Origin of the sequence: Paenibacillus sp. GCM10012306 (genome assembly GCF_042649265.1) — a bacterium.
Classification (GTDB): domain Bacteria; phylum Bacillota; class Bacilli; order Paenibacillales; family Paenibacillaceae; genus Paenibacillus_AQ.
The window spans coordinates 138,918-160,086 of sequence record NZ_JBHRYW010000008.1 but is presented as its reverse complement, the minus strand read 5'-3'; the positions used below and the strand labels follow the sequence as shown (position 1 = coordinate 160,086).

The window sequence follows — 21,169 nt, the reverse complement described above, 5'->3', positions numbered from 1 at the left end:
ATAGCAGAACCTTATCAAAAATGTCATACGCTTTCATAGTGAAAATATTGCATTTAAGATGCATATATATTGAACTTAGAATTTTCTTGAGGTAAGGTCGTCACTGCGGTGAATGTTTGGACTTCCGGCCGCTGTTAGCGGATCAAATCTGGAGACAGCCTATGCTTACGGGTGCGAGCTTTCCTTTGGAAAGCTTTTAGGCGGTCGCTATCGCTCCTTATAGTTCCAAAATCCCCCTCCATTCCTCTCGCCTTATGTTAAGTTTTTTAGTTCAGTCTATATAGATCTATTTTTCAAAAAAAAAGTATATTTCTTCATTGACGGACAACAAAAGGTGTGATACTTTAAGTAAGTAACTAATAGTAAGTTTATTATTTAATACTAGCTGTTGATTATTAACCACTACATATACCTATCGGAGGCGTTCAACATGAGTACATTTACAGATTTGGTTCAATCCCGTAGATCGGCTAACAATTTTGTGGAAGGCATCAAGATTCCCCAGCAAGAACTGGAGGAAATGTTCTCGCTAGCCCGCTTAGCTCCATCTGCTTATAACCTGCAGCATACTCACTACAAAGTCGTTGCCAGTGAAAAGATGAAGGAACAGATTCGTGAGGCCGCCTACGGTCAATACAAAACCCATACCGCATCCGCCGTCATCGTCGTGCTGGGCGATAAACATGCGTATCTCCAGGCTCCGGAAATCTATAGCGGACTTAAGCTTCTCGGTGCGATGTCCGAAGAGGAATATGATCAGCAAATTGAGTCCATTAACGGTGCTTATATCGGCAATGAGGCCTTCCAGCGCGATGAAGCCATCCGCAATGCCTCCCTATCTGCCATGCAGTTCATGTTGATCGCCAAAGACAAAGGCTGGGATACATGCCCGATGATCGGATTCGATCCGGCCGCTGTAGCACAAGTCCTGAATCTGCCGGACAACCTCGTTCCGGTCTTACTGATCACCATCGGCAAGGACAACCAGCACAAGATTAGACCACGCGGGTACCGCAAGCCGGTTAATGAGTTTGTTGAATTTTTTTGAGCCGATAGCTTGAAGTAATGGGATTAGCTTTAGTAATTAATTAAAAAAGACCCGCAGGCGGAGTGACTTTGACAAAGTCCCCTGCTCTGCGGGTTTTATTGACTTTAGACGCTTCATTACAGCTTAATCGCTTTCCAGCAAGCTTCCAGCGTCTCCTTCTCCCTCTTTTCATCCAGATCATATTTTTGAATATAATAGCCCTTTAACACCGAAGCTACAATCCCATAGGTAATCTGATGACACAACCGGGCATCCATATCGCGGATCAGACCTTGCTTCTGTCCTTCGGACAAGATGGACATGATCTCCTGGATCTCACCCGATTCATCCATATTACGCAATTCCGGTGGTATATATGGCGAGAAGGAATAGCTGTCGCTGAACAGAAATTCCTTGCGGTATTTCATTCCAAAGCGTATTCGATTCCGATGAAGACTGGTAAAGCGCTCATACAGACTGGCAGTGGGGTCATAACCCTCTAGCAGACTATAGCCCATCTTATTTCTTGCCAACCTGTATACTTCGTGGACCAGCTCGTCCTTTGTTCGAAAATAATTAAATAACGTGCCCGAGCCTACCTTTGCCTTTTTCAAGATCTGAGCAATCGTAACCGACTGCAATCCAAGCTCGTCAATCAAATCCAGCGTGGCATCAGTGATATCTTCTCTTTTCCCCAATTCATACATCCTCTCTGTTTCTTGCGCCAACTCAATATTCGGATTAAGCCTTCCAAATGGAAGGTTGATAAGTTCACACGAGTAGTCAAGCACTGGATTCCAACTTCAATTTTAAGGTTTATAAAAATAATAACAGGTTTAGTCTATTAATGAAAAGATGACTTCCGAAATATCGGAAGTCATCTTTTGGGGCCTTATATAAGGCTTGGCTATATCAAATTACCCTTGCACTTTTCTAAAACGCCAGAGAACGCTTTGGAAGTCTCCGTGAAGATCAGGCAGTGGCAATCCGGCATACATAAGCAGATCCCCGCCATATACGCCTCCGCCTTCAACCCACTCATAATCAGCCTCTGGATCAAGGCCTTTCAGACGCAGATAATGAAGCGGATCATTCGGCTCGGCAAGCACACGTGCATACACCACTACAGCTTCGGATTTGTCCTCAGCAGCAATCATCCAGGCTGTTTCATTACCTTCAAAAGGACTAAGCAGTCTGTACTGCTCCCCAAACTGAACCAGGGAACGCAGCTCTTTATAGAGAGCCACTTGTTCTTTCACAGCAGCCTTCTCTTCTTCCGTAAATTGGGTCAGATCCAGCTCATACCCGAAGTTTCCTGACATCGCGATATGCCCGCGCATTTCCAGGGAAGTGGAGCGGTGCACCTGATGGTTCGGAACGGCAGAGACGTGACTGCCCATGGAGCTAATCGGGTAGACTATGCTGGTTCCGTACTGGATTTTGAGTCTGCTGACTGCATCTGTATTATCACTTGTCCAGGTTTGCGGCATATAATACAGCATACCTGGGTCAAAACGTCCGCCACCGCCGGAGCAGCTCTCGAACAGGATATTCGGGAATTCAGAAGTAATCCGCTCCAACATGCCATACAGACCCAGCATATAACGGTGCGCTGTCTCACGTTGTCTTTCCGGTGGCAAAAGCGCAGAGCCAATCTCGGTCATATTGCGGTTCATGTCCCATTTAACATAAGTGATCGGTGCGCTGCGCAGCACTTCCACGATCTGATCGCCAATAGCCTGGCACACATCCTCACGGGAGAAGTCCAGCACCAATTGGGTACGGCCCAAGGTACGGCGACGATCCGGCACATGCAGACACCAGTCTGGATGCTTACGGTACAGTTCGCTGTCCGGGGAAATCATCTCCGGCTCGAACCAGAGACCGAATTGCATATCCAGCTTATTCACGCGCTCTGCCAGATCGCCCAGACCTTCCGGCAGCTTCTTCCGGTCAACGAACCAGTCGCCGAGCGAGCTACGGTCGTTATCACGTTGTCCGAACCAGCCGTCATCCAATACGAACAGCTCGATTCCCAGTTCAGCACCAACACGGGCGATGTTCTCGATCTTCTCCGCATTGAAGTCGAAGTAAGTTGCTTCCCAGTTGTTAACGAGCACCGGACGGGTGCGATCACGGTAAATACCACGAGCCAAGCGGGTACGATACAACTTATGATAGGTTCTGGACATCGCTCCGATGCCATCCGGGGAGAACACCATCACCGCTTCCGGAGTCTGGAACGACTGTCCGGCTTCCAGCAGCCAGTTGAAATCGAATGGATTAATCCCCATAGACAAACGAGTCGTCTTGTAAGAATCCACTTCTACCTGCGCGGAGAAGCTTCCGCTGTATACCAGACTGACGCCATACACTTCACCGTGATCCTCATCTGCACCATGGGACAGCAGGGCTACGAATGGATTGTGGTTATGGCTGCTCGATCCTCTGCGGCTCTCTACTCCCTGCATGCCGGAAGCAAGCGCTCTGCGCTCAATATAACGCTCACGTGTCCATGTTCCGGACAAATGCAGCAGTTCGTAATCCGAAGTACGGAAATCTACGCTCATACTATATCCACGCAGCAATTTGAGAGAGGCCTGTCCTTCGTTCACAAAACGAACAGAACGAGTAACAGCATTCAATTCCTCAAATACTGTATAGGACAAAATAATGCGGAGTCCCGCAACAGCGTCAACCAGTTCAAGCTCCAAGGTCTCTGCTTCATCTTCATGTTCTGTATACGTAGCTGGGAGTCCTTCCAAGGCAGGCTTCCCTTTATAAATACGGTGTTTGTCATACAGAGCCTCAGAGGCGGTGGTTCCATTCTCAGCCTGAATCTGATAGGCCGGATTGCGGAAATCGCCCACTCCGTATGATGGATATTCCTGAGCAAGCGTATCATATGAGAGCGTCATATCGTCCGGGAACGGACTTGGTGAGAAGGAACAACGCTCTGTGCGCTTCAGAATCGATGACAATGCGCCGGAACGAATCTTGCGGCCCCAATATACATGTGCTGGGACTCCGGTATGGAGAAGCTGAATAACATAGCTGGTTTCTTTAGTCTGGAGATGAAAAATACGTTCGTCTGCAAGATATTGAATTCCCATAATACCCTCCGTAGATGTTATGCTAGTAATCAATCAACCTCCATTATATTATGAAATCGCTTCATTTACGATATAGTAATATTTCACTTGGCATATTGCAATATTGCAATGGCTGCCCGTTCACGCCGCTCCGCATCGGGACTCTTCAGTGCTTTTTTCAGAATATCAAGCGCTTCGGCCAGTGTCTCTTCCTCCACATGAACTCCCTTATTCAGGAGATTTCCGGACGTCTCTGTATTCCTAATCCAAAGCTCCAAACGCGCAGCGGCAATCGGTTCCTGGAACATTGAGACTGTTGATTCTTCAGCGAGCAGTGCTTGTACCACAGAATTCAAAGCTGCGTATGGAATGCTGGTCAGCCAGGTTACTCCGCGCCGGTGGCATCTACCATCTTCCGCTGTGTCGAAACGTTCATCATAAAAGTAATCGCCGAGATCGCCCAGGTGTACCCAGTCTCCGTCTGCAACAAGCAGATAATCTCCATCCTGCATATTATGGACAAACATGCCCACGACCTCGGCATGCTCTGCCAGCTCCTGGCCCTGATAACCGTATGCCTGCTGCAGTCTATCATCTAGTTCATCCCGGCCAATCCCCTCCAGATCACCAACACCCGGATAGCCGATGCATACATAATGATCTTCCAAAAAACCCTTTAGCCACTGCTTTTCTGCTTCCCCTGACTTCAGTTGGAATAGATTCATCCCTTGTTGCTCCCCTCTTCGTTGTCTTTCATAGTATCCATGGGCAGTATTAGAGTTTAATGAAGAGTAATTTGAATATCCCCAAATAGCGATTGGAGGCATCCAGACCAGGCAGCTTGAAAATAGAGAACAAAAAGTAGTTTTCCCGTTCTGTGAGCGTGTTCAGCACAGGTTTGCCGATCATATTGGCGATTCCTTCTGCCAGTTTACCTCCGCTCTCTACATTTACATTTTTAATGGCATAATCCACAAAATCCTCTTTACCAGGATTCGTAGCCAACAAAGCAACTAACAGCACAATAAGGAATAAAAAAAATCTGCCTGCCCCACCCCTTTTAGTGCTTCTTCCCGTGTACGGCCGATCAAATTCGTTCATATCCATCCCTCCTTATCTGAACAATAGAGCATTTGGGACAATCTGTAAATCAAAACAACTCCGGTCTTCCACCAATCAATAAGATTCAGGCTGCTCCTTCAGCTCTTGACGTATAAAATTGTATAGCTTGGCGCTGGCTCTTACCAATGGATAATCTGCCGTCTTACACAGGAGTCCGCAGCTCATATCGATCTGGGCTCCAGCCAGTTGTCGGGATACCGTACCGTTTGGTAACGGATTTAGCATTACCGCTGGAATAAGGGCGATCCCAAGACCGGCAGCAACATAATCTTTTAGCGCTACCATGCTACCGATGACCATTGTATGCAGTGGAGCGCCGCCGGATTCCTGCAGGACACTCTCCAGCTTTTTGCGATAAGGGCAATGGGTTGCCGTAATCAGAATACGGTGTTCCCGCAGGTCTTCCGGGGTAATACGCTGATTGGCAGCCAAAGGATGTCCTTCCGGCAAGAGCAGCAAGAATCGCTCAGTGAACAGCGGCTCAAAATAAAGCCCAGTGACCAGCTCCGGGGCAGAACACAATGCCCAATCCAGCTCCCCGCGCAGTAGCTGCTCACTCAGCACCTGTGTGCTGGCGATTTCCACCTCAACCTCCACCTTGGGATAGTCGTTAAGAAAAGTCTTCAACAGATCAGGCAAGCGATAAGTAGCTGTCGGGTCTGTAACGCCCATCCGTACGCTCCCGGCATCACCGGTATGCAGCCCCGCCAAGTCGCTTTCCAACCGCTCTATATCCTTAATAATCTGCCGTCCCTGTTCATGGAATAACCGCCCCGCCTCTGTCAGCACGATTTGTTTGCCACGTTCAAGTAACTGTACACCCAGTTCTGCCTCTAGCTTCTGTATTTGCATAGTCACAGTCGATTGAGCATAATTCAGCTCCTCGGCTGCACGATTGAAGCTACCAGTGCTGACAATCGTCTGAAAGGTTTTCAGTGCTTTAATATCCATCCCGCTTCCTCACCATTCCTCAGTATTGAATTCAAAAAAAATGAACGAACGATTCAGATCATTCAATTATACATAATTCCATCACAGCTATAAAATAATATATATCCACAACACTAACAAGGAGAGAAGCCCCATGGAATTGAAAAATAAAATAGCGATTGTAACCGGAGGCGGAACAGGGATCGGTAGAGCTACCTCTCTGGAACTGGCGAAGCGCGGTGCAGCTGTTGCTGTCAACTATAGCCGCTCCAAGGCCGAAGCGGAGGAAACTGTCCGCTTGATTATGAATCAGGGTGGTCAGGCTTATGCCATACAGGCCAATGTCGCTAATGATCAGGAAGTACGGGACATGGTAGCAGATGTGGTGAAGAGGTTCGGCACCGTTGATCTTCTCGTTAATAACGCCGGGATCACCAGACATATTCCATTTACTGATCTGGAAGCTGCTACCGAAGAGGTTTGGGACGAGCTCTACGACACCAATGTCAAAAGCATGTTCTTCTGTGCTAGAGCAGTGGCAACTTATATGCGACAAAATGGCCAAGGCGCCATCGTCAATGTCGGCAGCATCGCCGGTAAGACCGGGTTGGGCTCTTCCCTGCCCTATGCCGTATCAAAGGCAGCCGTACATGGGCTGACCAAATCTCTGGCCCGAGCCCTCTCCCCTCATATTCGCGTCAACTGTGTAGTGCCAGGAGCTGTCGCAACACGCTGGTGGAACGGGCAAGAAGAGCAAATGCAGAAGTTAGCACCCAACCTGCTCCTGCAGCGTATTGCAGAACCCGGAGAGATCGCCAACTTGATTTGCGCCGCTCTGGAGCAGGAAGCAATGACTGGGCAGATCATCACTATAGACAGCGGCCAAACCTTATAAAGATACATTCATCTAGCCCCCACTACTCCCTATATGTTACATTCAAAGGTAAAGGGAGAGATGACATGGGGATCAGTATATTAAAAATCATAGGAGGGCTCTGTCTTGCCCTCGTGTTGGCGCTTGGCTGTTTTCTGGTCTATGTAACAGTAACCGATTACAAGCCTGCCGAAGTTACACCGCTCACCATCTATAACAACAATGGATCTGCACTGCAGCAAGGCCAGCCTTTACAGGTAACCACTTTTAATATCGGTTATGCCGGGCTGGACGCGGGTCAGGATTTCTTCATGGACGGCGGCCGTATGGCCCGCTCCAGCAGCAAGGCCCAGACGGTAAGGAATCTTGAAGAGATCACGTCCTTTCTGAAGACTTCCACTTCGGATATCTATCTGCTACAAGAAGTGGACCTGAAATCTTCCAGAAGCTACAAGGTGGACGAAGTCTCCTATATTACCTCAGAAATGCCGGACTACAGCCATGTTTTTGCTTTCAATTATAAAACGGCGTGGGTTCCCCTTCCGATCCTGCATCCTATGGGTTCCGTGCAGAGTGGGTTGATAACCTTGGCCAAGCCCAAAAGCAGCAGCCAAATCCGTTATGATCTGCCGGGCAAAGAAAGCTGGCCTTATCAGCTGTTTGAACTGGATCGTGGATTCATCGAGAGCAGGTTCCCGGTTAACAATGGCAAAGAATTGGTCCTAATCAATGTTCATCTGTCCGCTTATGACAAGGGCGGCTATATCCGTAAGCAGCAGTTGGAATATCTCGGTGCTTATATCGAAAGAGAAAGCCAACACGGCAATTATCTTATCATCGGCGGTGACTGGAACCATACCTTGCCTGGTACGGATTCAAAGCTATTCGAGACCACCCAGGGATGGCCGGCATGGCTTCAACCTTTTCCAGCAGACTTTCGTCCTGAAGGCTTTCATTGGGCGGTTGACCCGGCAACCCCTTCTGTCCGCACCCTTGATGTTCCTTACAGCGCGGGCGTGAACTTTCGGGCCGTCATCGACGGTTTCCTCGTCTCGCCGAACGTAGAGGTAACGGCGGTCCATGGCCAGGAGCTGAATTTTGCCAATAGTGACCATAACCCGGTGACGGCGCAGTTTGTGCTGAAATAGGGATAGGTATGCAAAAGGACCCCGCCGGGTCCTTTTGTTTTTTGCATTTCTACGTATGGGAATTCATTGATCTCCCTTTACAGGAGTCCATTTCAATCCGTCTCGTGACATGCTCATTAGACGGCCTGTAGGCATCGATCTCTAGCCTGTCCCTATTTGCTTATTCCGTCTTGAACTGAGCGGACGCCTTCGCTAGATCTTTAGTTAGCAGCTCGATGGTTTCCACCATTTCGGCAAGCTGGTGCACCATCGCAGATTGATCATGCATCGTCGCTGTCACTTCCTGAACAGAAGCAGAGACTTCTTCACCGGAAGCAGACAGGTTCTGCGAGGATTCCAGCATTTCTTCTTTATCCTGCTGCATACGGGATACTTCATCCGCCATTCCAATAATCTGTGCATTGATATCTTGTACATTATTATAAACGGTACGGAAAGCCTCTCTGGTTTTGCCTACATATTCATCTTGCTGGGAAGTGATATCTTTAATTTCCTGTACACTGTGATGATTCTCTTCCACGAACGCCAGGTTCTGTCCGATGATTTCGTTAATTTCGCTCGCCTGTCTCGTGCTCTGTTCCGCCAGCTTGCGAATCTCGGCAGCCACGACTGCGAACCCTCGGCCAAACTCTCCGGCTCTGGCAGCCTCGATGGATGCATTTAAGGCAAGCAGATTGGTTTGCTTCGCGATATTATTGATTGCGCCAGTAATTTTACTGATATTGTTAGAGCTTTCCTGCAGCTTCACGGTGATAGCCGAGATTTTTTGCACTTCCGTTCCATTCTTCTCGCTAATCTTGCCCAGTTCCTGTACGATCAGACCGCTGGTATGGAAGACTTCCACGATTTCATCCGCCCGGTTTTTAGCCGATTGAGCTTTTTCATTCATAGAAACGAATTTCTCGCCGAAGCCGACAAACTTGTCCACGATCAGCTCGGTATCATTGGCCTGTGATTCCATCGCTTTAGCAATCTCCGTCGAAGTCGAAGTCGTTTCGGAAATGGATTGCGCCGCCTGCTTGGAGGCATTGTCCAAGTCCTGAGTGCTTTCATTCAGTACTTTAATCGAAACGTTCATATTGGAGATCAATTCCTTGTTCTGCCTTACCATTTCATTGAAGCTGTCAGCCAGTTCTCTGAATTCACTATCGTAGCGCCCTGTTGCCGTTACCGACAAATCACCGGAAGACAGCTGACGGAACAGCTTGCTAAGTTGGAAAATTGGTTTTGTAATCGAGCGGGAAATCAGGAGTCCGCAAACTATAGTCAGTAGAATCGCAAAAGCTGTAACTACAATCAGCTGGTTCAGCATCAATTCAATCGGCTTCTTGATATCTTTATAGGTGTCGATAACGGCCACAATCCAATCCGAATCCGGAATTTTGTTGTAGCGTACATATTCACCATTATCCTCATCAATCACACCTACAGCGATATCGCCTTCGGACTTGATTTTCAACAGATCCTCAATGTTTTCAATCTTGGTGCCGACCTTCGTCTCATCCTTGGAGTTATACAACTCTATTCCACTGCGGCTCACAATTTCAATCCGGCCTTCCCCGTTGATTTGAATGTTGCCGAGCTTCTCCGTGAAGAAATTGGAGGCTATCGTGGATGCATAGACACCAATCACCTTCCCGTCTGGTCCCTTAACCGGCTGGGAGAAGACAATCACGATTTGGCCCGAGCTCTTGGATTTGATCGCATCACTGATGAATGCCTCCCCTGAGATGGCCTTCTGGTAATACTCCCGATCTGAAAAATTATTACTGATCAGTTCCGTGTTATTCCCGGCGACCATGATCCCTTTGGTATCCAGCAGAATCAGAGACTGAGTGCCCGTAGTCTCCTCCTTGAGCTTGATCATTTTCTCCTTAGCAGAATTCAGTAGCGTGTTCTTGTCAGAGAAAAACTCCTTGTCTGACAGGGTGCCCGATGCTCTGAGTTTCAGGAGATCTTGAAAAAGACTGTCCGTCGAGATCAGGTATGAAGCCTGCTTCTGCAATTGAGCAGCCGTCCACAGTCCTTCCCCGATGCGATCGGCGCTTGCAATAATTTCATCTTTACTTTTCTTCAACAGTAAGTTCGACCCCAAACTGTAAACGGCCATCGCCAGTGCGAACATGGCTACGATGACCAGCCCGGTGATCATTGCAGGAAGTTTGATCCGAAGAGACATGTTTCTGATAGCAAAGACCCCTTTTTTTAACTGTTTCACTTGGTTAAACTCCCTCTTGTTCAAATGTGCATTCATTTTTATGCCTTTTTCTACATTTTTATCGGAAGAAGTTGATCATAATTTAAGAGGAGTTTTTATTTAATACACAAAATCAAAATAAACCCTGACGCCATCTAGGGCATCAGGGTTACGGAGTATACTAAGAATATAAAAGATTGTTAGCGAAAATGTACGCTTATGCTTGGCGGCGTCTGAATAGTCCGATGACTGCCAGAATCAAAGCCAAGATAGAAGCGATTAGAGCAATATAGCCGACTGGAGAAGTAGAAGACGCGGTAGCCGTATCCGTATCCTCACCCATATCCATGTCCATGCCGTGGGAATGGCCGCCTGCCGAAGCAGTACCGGAGATTTCCGTAATAGAATGCGGACTCTCGCTACCTTCTTCACCGGACCATTGTACCAGCGATCCATCTGCATAATGCTGATAAGCATCCCAGGCTACTTTGCCGGCCTGATCTGGATTTTTGGCAGTAAATGTGAAGCGCTGGAACTGTCCGGACTGAATTCCGTCTCCTGTAGCGATCCAGCTTACTTTATTACCGTCAATTGTTACTTTCCAGCCCGGAGTGGCTTCATATTGCTTAAATTCCACGCCTGCCGGCATACGCAGATCGATCTGCACAGTAGGTGAATCCTTCTCTACAGGTACCTTCAAGGTGTAAGTCTCCCATGCGCCTACGCCCGATTGGGATGGGGAAACGGTAACATGCGCACTCGCTACAGCTGCGAAGAGCAGCACAAGTGCGACAGATGGTGCGATCAGAGTCATTAGTTTGAGATAAAGATTTTTCATAAGTGACCTCTCTTCTAAATCATATGATATTTATGATTTTTCTTTGGGAAATTGCACGGAGCGTGATGCTAGTCCCTGTTCCAATGCGTATCTGGTTAGCTGAGTCCGGTTCTGGAGCTGAAGCTTTTGCAAAATATTCTTCAAGTGATTCTTCACCGTATGCTCCGAAATGCCCAGAATAACACCGATCTCCCTGTTCGTAGAACCGGACGATACACAGCCCAGTATCTCCTTCTCCCGTGCGGTTAATGCCTCTCTCTCCTCTATCACAGAGGGAACAGCAAATTCCTTAAGAATCTGCACGGCCAGCTCCCGGCTGAGCGGAACCTCTTCATGCATAATGGACTGCAAGTATTGAATCCAGGTCGACGGAGCGAGGTTTTTCAGCAAATATCCCTGTGCGCCCTGTTTCAAGGCTTCGAATAGATAGGAGATTTCGTCCGAGACGGTGACGATCACGATTTTCACATAGGGATATTCCTGTTTGATCCGCCGAGTGGTCTCCAGCCCGTCCATCTCTGGCATCTGGATGTCAATCAGGATGAGGTCAGGCATCCACTGCTCTGTAAAAGCTATGGCTTCCGCCCCGCTCGCCACCACCCCTATGACTTCAAAGCTGTCATCCATGGATAAAATCTCACTCATCGCTTCACGCGCATGAGCATGGTCATCTACGATCAGAACCCGGAATCGCTTCATGTCGGAACGCCTCCTTTGGTAATCTCCACAACGGTTCCCCCGTCTCCTGAATCTACCCGCAGCCCCCAGCCCATGCCTTCAGCACGTTCCTTCATGATCTGGAGACCATAGCTGCCGCTCACCTCAAACGGGTCATGCTGGAAGCCTTGGCCGTCGTCGGTCACCGTCACTCGCCAATGGTCCTTATCTCCCTGGCCGGAGATCGACACCTTGGCTGCTCGCGTATGCTTGCGCACATTGATGATGGCTTCGCGGATGCATGACAGCAGCTCGGCTTTTTCTTTGGCCGTGAACGCCTGATCCGGCAGCGTCCAATCCAGAGAGACGTCGATCATAACCTCGCCTGCAATTTGTTCCAGCTGGCCTTTGACAGATTGCTCCAGCGAGAAGGGAATCTGGTCTGAGACCGGAATTTTGAGATTGGCTATGGCCTGACGCACATAGCGGTCCACCTCATGTACCGTCTTCGTGATCTGACGTACACTGTCCTCGCTGACCTCGCCATTCTTGCGGTTGTTCTCCAACCGATCGATTTTGACCGACAGCAGAAATAGCGATTGTGCCATTCCGTCATGCAGCTCCTTGGCCAATCTTTCCCGTGCCTCCATGGCGTCCTTGACCGCACGTTCCTGTTCCAGCTCCCGTTGACCCCGCTCCATGATCGAGAACAACGGGACCAGCAGCACGATGCTTAGCAGGAATACAAGCACCGGCGTCAAGTAATTCCCCATATCCATAGAGATGTAATCCATCAGAAACTGATGGCGGACAATCTCCCAGACCCCGACCATGAGCGTCGGAAGCAGCAAGATCATCAGCTTGATTCGTTTATACGTGGCTGTCCCCTCCCAAAACCTTAATATCTACCATATCACCGCAAGGATGTCGTCGGCATGACTCGATAGGGCTATATCCCCTCTATAATTGTTACAATTTTAAGTATTTAAAATGGATCGAAGTTGATTATCTTCTATTCCGATTCATCCACCCTAAGGCGTAATCAACCATTTCTCTCTGCGGTATCAGATAACTCTTAGCTTCTCCTACTAGTCCCTCTTTTACCAAGTTACTATTGGACTTGAAATCATCAAAAATCAGGCCAAAATCATCAGACTCATTATTAATGTCATCATAAGTGGTCCACTGTTCAACTCCATCCACTGACATTTTCACTCCCCAAACTTTCGGTCGAATAAAAGTGTTCTTCTGTCTATACTCCGCTAGATGCAATGAAGTATTTGTATCCGCTGGAACGCCAAGTAATAGAATATATCCCTCTAATTCATAGATCCTGCCCAAGGGAGAGGTCTCGCTTAACCCATAATTCAAGCTATGGTTGTCCGTTATGCTCTTAGCATTCTTCCCCCACGCAGCAAATGAAACATGAGGATGTGAACTTCGGAGCACTCCATTTTGTTTTCTAAACGTTTCAGGGATAAACCCCATATATGAAGTTGGCGTAAGATCAGGGTAATAGATAGGCATATTTTCTTTTATTATTTGTATTTCTTGTTCAGTCAAACCATCGTCATATTCCGTCGGCTCACACAAATGTTCAGTCTGTGTCGGCATAACGATATTTCCATTCAGCCCCACCGCTTCTTCCAATGCTAGTATAACAGTGACAGGTCCCCCTACAACTTTTCCTAAAGCTTTCAGGGAAGCATGGACGATCAGCGTCATGCCCTCTTTAACACCGATTCGTTTTAGATCGTTAATGATTGAATTTCTTGTTTGCAAAGCATGGGATGGTTCCATTTTGGGCTCCTTAGAAATATATTGAAAAATAAAGTGGAGCTTTCTGATAATAGAATATGTTTATTGTATCATCTAATGGAAGGAAGTTACGTAGGTGTAATATAGTTAAAACAAAAAACTCCTGCTATGCAGCAAGAGTTTCTATACATAGATGATTCATATGGAGATTTCATCAATGGGGGGAGCTTGTGTCTACAACTTACAATTCCGAATCTCTAAGTTCAGATCGTAGAACTTTGTGTTTACTTATCTAGGGCATCGCAACCGCCGCAATAGCCTCCACTTCTATCAGTAGGTCGTCGTGAATGAGCCTTCTGACTTCGACTGCTGAACTTGCCGGAGGATTGTTTGCATTAATATATTGATCTCTTACCTCACGGATACTTGCCATTTGTGAAATATCTATCATGAAAAAAGTCAGCTTAATGACATCTGAGAACGAAGCTCCTTCCGCTTCTAAAGCAAGCCGAATGTTCTCAAACACCTGCCCGGTCTGGGCGGACAGATCTCCTTCTCCGACAAGCTTTCCATTTCTGTCCAAAGCAATTTGACCGGAAATATAGAGCATTCTCGCATTTTTGACCTCTACTATATGCGAGTAGCCGAAAGTAGGCGGCAGAGTTTCAGGTCTCGTAAAACGGATAGAATTATTAGATTCCATAGTTATTCTCCTTTTAACTTTTTTCATTGATATATTGGCGATTGAGAGAAGCTTATCAATGATGGCGCTTCCCCATTCTGAACGATCTAATAAATCCCTGCGGATGACAACTAGCCTCTTGGTTATGCATCATACATCATATAAAAACTACAGCACTATATATTTTATAATATTTTCTATCTTTTTCATAATTAAGTATAGGGTAAAAGTATGGCGAACGAAAAAGCCGCCAATTGGCCAGCTTTACTGTTCAAAAATATTCCACATGACCAGGAGCACTTAGAATTCCCCCATCTAACATGCAAATATCTATACCCGGTCTATCTGCCCCAATTGCTTTAATTCCTGCCTCACTAAAATCTTAGAGGACAATCGCCGTGCCATGTATTTAAAGAAAAACATAAGATAAATCAACGACAAAGTATTGGGTTTGGAAAGGGGCTCTTTCATTAATGGGTAGAATTCAACTATTTAAACCGGTATACCGGGTGGAAGAGTGTTTGGACGGGATACGGGAGTGCCTCGAAAAAGGTTGGACGGGATTGGGATACAAAACGGTTGAGTTTGAAGAGCAGTGGAAAAAGTATACAGGATTACCGCAAGCTCACTATGTAAATTCGGCGACCTCCGGACTTCACTTGGCTATCAAAGTATTAAAAGAGAATTATGGTTGGAAAGACGGAGATGAAATCATTTCGACACCATTGACCTTTATTGCGACCAACCAAAGCATATTGTATGAACATCTAAATGTCATTTTTGCAGATGTGGATCAGTATTTATGCCTAGATCCCGATGATGTGGAAAAGAAGATTACCGCCCGAACCCGAGCAGTTATGTTTGTAGGTTTGGGCGGGAACACTGGCCAGTATAAAAGGATTGTAGAACTTTGTGCTAAATATAGGTTGAGCTTAATTCTTGACGCAGCCCATATGGCGGGCACTCAGCTTGACGGAGTCGTTCCTGGAAAAGAAGCGGATGCCGTAGTCTACTCTTTTCAAGCGGTAAAGAATCTGCCAACCGCAGATTCCGGCATGATTTGTTTGCGTGAACCTGAACATGATCTCTTATGCAGAAAGCTTTCATGGATGGGAATCGATAAAGATACTTACAGCAGATCTCAGGGGAACTATAAATGGATGTACGAAATCGGAGATGTGGGGTACAAATATCACGGGAACTCGATTATGGCTGCAATAGGTTTGGTTCAACTCAAATATCTGGATGAAGACAATGCCTATAGAAGAAAAGTTTCCGACTGGTACGATGCCTGTTTTGCGCAAGCCAAGGACAAGGTGAGACCCATTCCGGTGGCAGAGGGCTGCCTTTCCTCAAGACACTTGTATGTTATTGAAGTGAATCACAGAGATGAACTGTTTGAACATTTGAATCATGAGGGGATCTATCCGGGCGTCCATTACCGCGACAATACGGAATACAATATCTTTGCTTCGTCGGCCAACACTTGTCCAAATGCAGGAAGATTGAGTCATACCATTATCTCTTTACCTTTGCATTTGGAAATGACCCAAACAGATGTAGAAACCATCGCTTCCATCATTTTGAACTATTCATAATCCATCCCGTATGCCTTTCCTGGGAAGATAACCATCATGATGATACATTTACTAACGGAAACTATACTAGAAACGGCTGTCAGTGGGCAGCCGTTATTATTTTAGCACATGTGAACAATGCCAGCAGGAATGGACTCTGAGCATTGCGGACTATCACTCAGCGGAAATACCGATTTTCGTAAGTCCATCGACAGGCTTGCCGCCCTGGTTCAGGTGGTTAAGCACCCATTTTATTGACACAGTTCTTTTTCTTTATCCTCTCCGGACTTTTGACCTCCTTCTTTCCCCATCTGTTCTTATCCCCCATTTCTTTGCCCGAGCTGGTACGGCAATCCCGCATGCACGAATGCAGCGTTCGCGCTGCGGTAACGGGCGATATAGCCTTGGTTGACGAATGGACAATGGAGAATGAAAGACCTTACGGAGACGAGTTGGCTTGAAGCTTCTGTACCCGGTTCCGTTATGAATGACCTTTTAAATGCGAAAGCAATTGAAGACCCGTTCTACAGGGATAATAAAGAGGACAGCTATTTCCCGCTCGCATTGAACGATTACGAATATGTGCGCACCTTCACGGTCGATCCTGACTTACTTAGCCACGATAGGCTGGAGTTGTGTTGCGAAGGGTTGGACACGCTGGCCGTGGAAATTAACGGTCAATTGCTCGGCAAATCAAATAACATGATCGGACTTATGTGTCCTTAAAACGGTTATTGTCTCTCATTTCGTAATGTACATAACGGAACTTTCTTTTTTCTTATCCGATTGTTACGAAAATCTTAAGAACTGTTCGACTGCCACAAAGGAACATAACGAACCACGCAAAAAAAGCCCGGGCGTGGGTGAGCGCTTGAACTGTTTATAAATAGAGATAACGGCATATATGGAACATCTGATTTCGTCACTGCCAGTGCCAGCCATGTGATCTACCACGGTTGGTCATTTACATACCCATATTCCTTTGACAAGAAACTACAATGACGCTATCCTTATAAATAGAAGATATTGGATGTAGCTGGATTTGGAATTATCAATAAAGCAAGGTCCAAGGAGGGAAATGTCGTTGTTTGGAACCATACTCTACTTAAATAAGAAATTGATAAATGAATTCAGAGCAATAGCTACAAAGTTACCTAATGTTAAACAAGAAAACACAAAAGTCACTACTGAAAGATCGGCTAGTGGCAAGGCCTCTCTTTTGTCTGCCAGCGCTAAATCAACTGAATCCTACGATGCAATAATTGAAGAAAACCTTCTACTCGAATGTCGAAATTTCGAAAAAACACTCACGGATAATCAATACTATCATGATTACGTTGAATCCGAGGAATTCAATGATATTAGTACAGAAAGTCAGGGGACTATCGTTAAGTTTAAAGGGTATATCTCTGTACCTGAAGCTTTTGACCTCACACAACTTATTATCCAAATGAAACCGATGCTCCTTGATTCTATATCTCGTGATATGGAACCGACTGAACAAGAAGCCTTCAGAACCTTTTTTAGTAAAAAAGATGCGAAAGTTCCTTTACTAATTGAATCTGACGATGCATTATTATGCTCCAAAATTGAATCGCAGTATTTAGAAGTAGAATATGCTGAACTAGAGGACAGTGACGCAATTGAGGTAACAGTTCTAGCCAAGGTTAATTCGAACTCCCTTGTTCCAAAAAGCAAGGCACTATTTGATCCACTTAAAGATTTCATACCTTTGAACAGAACAATGCGGAGATCAATGGAAAAAGACCGTCCTAGAGAATTGCAAGCAATCTGGGTAGATCAAGACTACAAATCAGTAGATATTATTGCAATGTATAGATAGAATTAATTACAGTCTAACCCCATATAAATTCCAGAAAACATTTCAATTCTAATAATTAGAGAAGCTCCTGCTGTTCGTAGGAGCCTCTCCTCAATCTAGTCCAACATATATCTCGTCAGCAACTTAGCGATATTTAAACAGATAGATTTTGTAAGAACCGAATAAACTCTACTGCCGCTCCACTAATGAATACAAAGATAATCCCAAAAAAAATAATATCACCTTTAATCAAAGTCTTAATGTGTTGAAGGGGTTTGTTTGCTAGTATCTCATAGATTAATTTTAAGTAAGTAAACAAATAAAATACTATCATTATTAATCCACCAATTTGAAACGTTAAAAAAAGCGATGCATTGGGATTACTGCTATGAAGGTCCCATAATGTTTTAGGTGCAGAACTCACTTCAATTTCACTAAATTTACTTAATGCATTATTAAGTTGATCTGGTGGGTATATCGGATGACTAGATAGAATAATTAGCCCAGACAGGATAACCCAAACCAATAGTATGTAAACTTTATATCCTTTTGAAAGAGAAGCTTTCAGAGTAACTACCAACAAAGCTGTCAACACCCCAACTATCATAACTACAGAAGATATGCCGATAATAAGAGTTCTAAATTTAACATAGTAAAATATCAGTATCGCTGACACAACTAGTGCTGCAATTCCACCAACAATTTTCATAGCTGTGTCATCATCTTGATTAATTTGCTTGGGCTGGGCTACTGGGGTATCAGTAGCATAATTGTGATTTTCATATATAGTCTTACGTTTATCAACGATCTTTGTATGATTAAAACTACCATTAATATTGCTATTATGACTGTTCCTATGACTTACTTTATTTACTGTAACCAACAAGCCAATACATGAGATAACGATACTTATTATACCTAACCACGTACTTAAATCCATTCATGTCCCTCCGATTACTTCTTTATTCGTTAGAAGTTATAATATCCTATTCCTTTAGGGGAATCCAAAAATTTTTCCCAATTTCGACAAATGATAAGACCCTACCAACGGCAGGAACCTCATATCAATCTAGTTCTATATACCTTACCCAATTACCTTATCAGAATCCACCAAACCATCAATCTCGACACCCATCGTACCAATGAACTGGCCAATCCGTATTTTCTTTTGTCGGACTGTAGCTTGGGTTAAACACCTTGCGCCAGTTTAGGATATGTTGCAAAATAGTAAAGCCCAAACGGTAATATGTTCGGACTCTAATAGGTAAATGCGGCTCCAATATGCTATTTCCTAACCAACAACACACAGCTCTCCACATGTGTTGAGTAGACAGTGTTGAACAAATGTATATGTTATGCCTATCACCCAGCCACTACTATTGGCTCTTTTTGTTTTCTTAATTATGCAGGTAAAAGTGATGAACATTCCTCTTGTATTAGTGAAGCAATTTCACTGACTTGCAAATCAAAAACGCTTTCCCCCTTACTCCGAGACTTTTCAATCACAGAATCGATAATACGATTCTCGGAAAAATAGGAATGATAATCAGAAAATGTAATGGAGGAAAAATCATAATTCCCGTACATCTTTTGAAATATATAAGCTATGGTAGTCTGTTCTAAGAGGGTAACAGCTACTTTATCTTCCGATATCATTGGATACGTAAGTAATAAATAATTAAATACTACATCTGATCTAACAAATGGAATTAATTTGTATGAAATAGCTATTAGAATAATATCCATGATTTGCATGAAAAACTGCCCTATTGCCATTAAAAAAATCTCTGCATCCCCCATCCTTTGTCTTAAAACATCAAGAGACAGAGTATCATTTAAATTCATTTCAATTCGTTCTTGCAGAGAAATAGAGACATCACTCTCATCATTGAGGATTAATTTATCAAGTAAATCTGCTCTGATATCTTGTTGTATCTCCATAAGGGAATGATATTTATCTAAAAATTCTTCCTCTGTTGCACAGGGGTTAACAAAAAGGCTTGAGATAAACGAGTAAGAGCTTTTCTTCAAAAAAGCCATACGATCTTCTTGATCTTCCGAAAAGATATCATCCAAAGGTAGAACTATGAAATAGTTCGAGTACTCTGATAGGACATTTATGCAATCATTTACAACCTTGACTAAGTAATCCCTTACTCTCTTTTGTTTAATCGCAGTGCTTTCGATTAAAAAGAAAGTTCTCATTTTCGAGACAGGATCTGTAAATATACGATATTGCCCACAAGGTGCGAATTCATAGTGCCCATCATTTTTCAGATCAATATACATTGCTCCAGCAAGAAAACTACACTTATCATCTGTACTTATCTTCTTTAGAAAAAAGTCAATTATCTCATGTTTTCTACGCCAAAAAAGTGATACTTCCTCAAAGAAATATGCCAGTTCATTGTTTGTGGTTTCTTCATCCATTAAGCAATCGACATATTTACTTATCAGGTCTAAATATTCCTTTTGAATCTTAATGATCGGCTTCAATTCAATCATCTAGACCACCATACTTATCTATAAAGAAGTCTGGAAATTCATAAAATGAAGATAACTGATTAAATAGTTTCTTCAGAACATACTCACAGTCATGTTCCACGCTTCTAAGTTTCTGCTCAAAAGTAATGTCGGGGACAGTATGATATTTATGAGAAGGATTATCACAAAAAATCATCGCACTTTCTCTAATAGCCCCCCATAATCCATGAGTGAAGTTAGTATCATATTCATAATAAAGATCGTAAAGATCATTTTCACCAATGGCTTCAAATTTCTTTCTTACATTTTGATTATCAAATAGCCTTGTGTCCATATTAGTGAATTCTTCGTCTTTATCTTCGTTAAGCAATGCTTCTAGTACAGGAAGTGCAAAGTGGTGTTTTTCGAGGTCTGGTTCAACTTCTCTAGCTTTGAGAATTACATATTTATACTTACCTATTCCGTATTCCTTAAAAGCCTTCCAAATGTCTGGTTGGTCTTGTTCTTTTAACGACATATATTTTAAAGTCACATACACTTCTGTAATAGTCCTTAAGGCATTTCTACCTAAGATTCCATCTCCAATTTGACTTTCAATCACTTCTTTATAAATTTTCAGTGCATAAGTTGCTATACCCAAGCAGACAGAAAATTTCTCGTCCGTAAGTAGCGATTCTTTATTATTAGCCATTAAGTAATCGATAGTATTAACGGCATCCTCTAAAAAAGACATACTTCCACCTACCTGTTCACCATAATCAATAATAAAAGTTCTACACTTTGTTAATAACCCAAGACTATGCCAAAATTGTTTTGCGAAATCTCCGTTATCTTCTCTAAATCTTAAAGCCATTTCAGATGATCTAATTAGCGGGCGATACAATCTCATTTCTGGATGGTCATGAGATAGTTTAGGATACTCAACTAATGCCTTTGTTATTTCCATTCCTCTAGCAAAATG

20 protein-coding genes are annotated in these 21,169 nt (G+C 44.4%); 6 read left to right on the top strand and 14 right to left on the bottom strand.

Annotated elements, in window-relative coordinates; all coding sequences use genetic code 11:
* Window positions 1–430: 430 nt before the first annotated feature.
* Window positions 431–1,048 (top strand): nitroreductase family protein, encoded by a 618-nt coding sequence (locus ACFORK_RS18380; protein WP_379201565.1) that lies wholly within the window; start codon window positions 431–433, stop codon window positions 1,046–1,048.
* A gap of 116 nt (window positions 1,049–1,164) precedes the next feature.
* Here ACFORK_RS18380 and ACFORK_RS18375 read toward each other — a convergent pair whose 3' ends face one another.
* From ACFORK_RS18375 to ACFORK_RS18355, 5 genes are all read right to left on the bottom strand, one after another.
* On the bottom strand, window positions 1,165–1,725 hold the full coding sequence (locus ACFORK_RS18375) for a TetR/AcrR family transcriptional regulator (protein WP_379201563.1): 561 nt from the start codon (window positions 1,723–1,725) through the stop codon (window positions 1,165–1,167).
* 219 nt (window positions 1,726–1,944) lie between these two features.
* Entirely contained in the window at window positions 1,945–4,140 is a 2,196-nt protein-coding gene (locus tag ACFORK_RS18370; RefSeq protein WP_379201561.1) for an alpha-galactosidase, read from the bottom strand.
* A gap of 83 nt (window positions 4,141–4,223) precedes the next feature.
* Complete coding sequence (locus ACFORK_RS18365; protein WP_379201559.1) at window positions 4,224–4,844, bottom strand: hypothetical protein; 621 nt, start codon at window positions 4,842–4,844, stop codon at window positions 4,224–4,226.
* 49 nt (window positions 4,845–4,893) lie between these two features.
* Window positions 4,894–5,220, bottom strand: a complete 327-nt coding sequence (locus tag ACFORK_RS18360) for a hypothetical protein (protein WP_379201557.1) — start codon at window positions 5,218–5,220, stop codon at window positions 4,894–4,896.
* 75 nt (window positions 5,221–5,295) lie between these two features.
* A complete protein-coding gene (locus ACFORK_RS18355; RefSeq protein ID WP_379201555.1) occupies window positions 5,296–6,192 on the bottom strand; it encodes a LysR family transcriptional regulator in 897 nt (298 codons plus the stop codon).
* Between the two features lie 133 nt (window positions 6,193–6,325).
* On the opposite strand from ACFORK_RS18355, the gene ACFORK_RS18350 reads away from it, so the two are divergent.
* A complete protein-coding gene (locus ACFORK_RS18350; protein ID WP_379201553.1) occupies window positions 6,326–7,066 on the top strand; it encodes an SDR family NAD(P)-dependent oxidoreductase in 741 nt (246 codons plus the stop codon).
* A gap of 65 nt (window positions 7,067–7,131) precedes the next feature.
* The gene (locus tag ACFORK_RS18345; protein WP_379201551.1) at window positions 7,132–8,193 is read left to right on the top strand and encodes an endonuclease/exonuclease/phosphatase family protein; all 1,062 of its coding nucleotides are present in this window, start codon (window positions 7,132–7,134) and stop codon (window positions 8,191–8,193) included.
* Between the two features lie 160 nt (window positions 8,194–8,353).
* Here the strand turns inward: ACFORK_RS18345 and ACFORK_RS18340 are convergent, their stop codons facing one another.
* The 6 genes from ACFORK_RS18340 to ACFORK_RS18315 form a co-directional block, all read right to left on the bottom strand.
* Complete coding sequence (locus ACFORK_RS18340; RefSeq protein ID WP_379201549.1) at window positions 8,354–10,411, bottom strand: methyl-accepting chemotaxis protein; 2,058 nt, start codon at window positions 10,409–10,411, stop codon at window positions 8,354–8,356.
* A 196-nt stretch (window positions 10,412–10,607) separates the two neighbouring features.
* The gene (locus ACFORK_RS18335) at window positions 10,608–11,228 is read right to left on the bottom strand and encodes a YcnI family copper-binding membrane protein (RefSeq protein ID WP_379201547.1); all 621 of its coding nucleotides are present in this window, start codon (window positions 11,226–11,228) and stop codon (window positions 10,608–10,610) included.
* A 30-nt stretch (window positions 11,229–11,258) separates the two neighbouring features.
* Entirely contained in the window at window positions 11,259–11,927 is a 669-nt protein-coding gene (locus ACFORK_RS18330; protein WP_379201545.1) for a response regulator, read from the bottom strand.
* A complete protein-coding gene (locus tag ACFORK_RS18325; protein ID WP_379201543.1) occupies window positions 11,924–12,742 on the bottom strand; it encodes a sensor histidine kinase in 819 nt (272 codons plus the stop codon). The genes ACFORK_RS18330 and ACFORK_RS18325 overlap by 4 nt, the downstream gene beginning before the upstream one ends.
* A 148-nt stretch (window positions 12,743–12,890) precedes the next feature.
* Complete coding sequence (locus tag ACFORK_RS18320; protein ID WP_379201541.1) at window positions 12,891–13,685, bottom strand: AAC(3) family N-acetyltransferase; 795 nt, start codon at window positions 13,683–13,685, stop codon at window positions 12,891–12,893.
* A gap of 250 nt (window positions 13,686–13,935) precedes the next feature.
* The gene (locus tag ACFORK_RS18315; RefSeq protein ID WP_379201539.1) at window positions 13,936–14,346 is read right to left on the bottom strand and encodes a RidA family protein; all 411 of its coding nucleotides are present in this window, start codon (window positions 14,344–14,346) and stop codon (window positions 13,936–13,938) included.
* A 452-nt stretch (window positions 14,347–14,798) separates the two neighbouring features.
* Here ACFORK_RS18315 and ACFORK_RS18310 point away from each other — a divergent pair, with 452 nt between their 5' ends.
* From ACFORK_RS18310 to ACFORK_RS18300, 3 genes are all read left to right on the top strand, one after another.
* Window positions 14,799–15,923, top strand: a complete 1,125-nt coding sequence (locus tag ACFORK_RS18310; protein ID WP_379201537.1) for a DegT/DnrJ/EryC1/StrS family aminotransferase — start codon at window positions 14,799–14,801, stop codon at window positions 15,921–15,923.
* Between the two features lie 408 nt (window positions 15,924–16,331).
* Window positions 16,332–16,628, top strand: coding sequence for a glycosyl hydrolase 2 galactose-binding domain-containing protein (locus ACFORK_RS18305; RefSeq protein ID WP_379201535.1), 297 nt, complete (start codon window positions 16,332–16,334; stop codon window positions 16,626–16,628).
* 358 nt (window positions 16,629–16,986) lie between these two features.
* Entirely contained in the window at window positions 16,987–17,745 is a 759-nt protein-coding gene (locus ACFORK_RS18300; protein ID WP_379201533.1) for a DUF6414 family protein, read from the top strand.
* A gap of 133 nt (window positions 17,746–17,878) precedes the next feature.
* Here ACFORK_RS18300 and ACFORK_RS18295 read toward each other — a convergent pair whose 3' ends face one another.
* From ACFORK_RS18295 to ACFORK_RS18285, 3 genes are all read right to left on the bottom strand, one after another.
* Window positions 17,879–18,664 (bottom strand): hypothetical protein, encoded by a 786-nt coding sequence (locus tag ACFORK_RS18295; RefSeq protein WP_379201531.1) that lies wholly within the window; start codon window positions 18,662–18,664, stop codon window positions 17,879–17,881.
* Window positions 18,665–19,125: 461 nt separating this feature from the next.
* Window positions 19,126–20,229 carry a hypothetical protein gene (locus ACFORK_RS18290; RefSeq protein ID WP_379201529.1) on the bottom strand — a complete coding sequence of 368 codons (1,104 nt, stop codon included), beginning with the start codon at window positions 20,227–20,229 and terminating at the stop codon, window positions 19,126–19,128.
* The gene (locus tag ACFORK_RS18285; RefSeq protein ID WP_379201527.1) at window positions 20,222–21,061 is read right to left on the bottom strand and encodes a DUF5677 domain-containing protein; all 840 of its coding nucleotides are present in this window, start codon (window positions 21,059–21,061) and stop codon (window positions 20,222–20,224) included. The genes ACFORK_RS18290 and ACFORK_RS18285 overlap by 8 nt, the downstream gene beginning before the upstream one ends.
* Window positions 21,062–21,169: the final 108 nt, after the last annotated feature.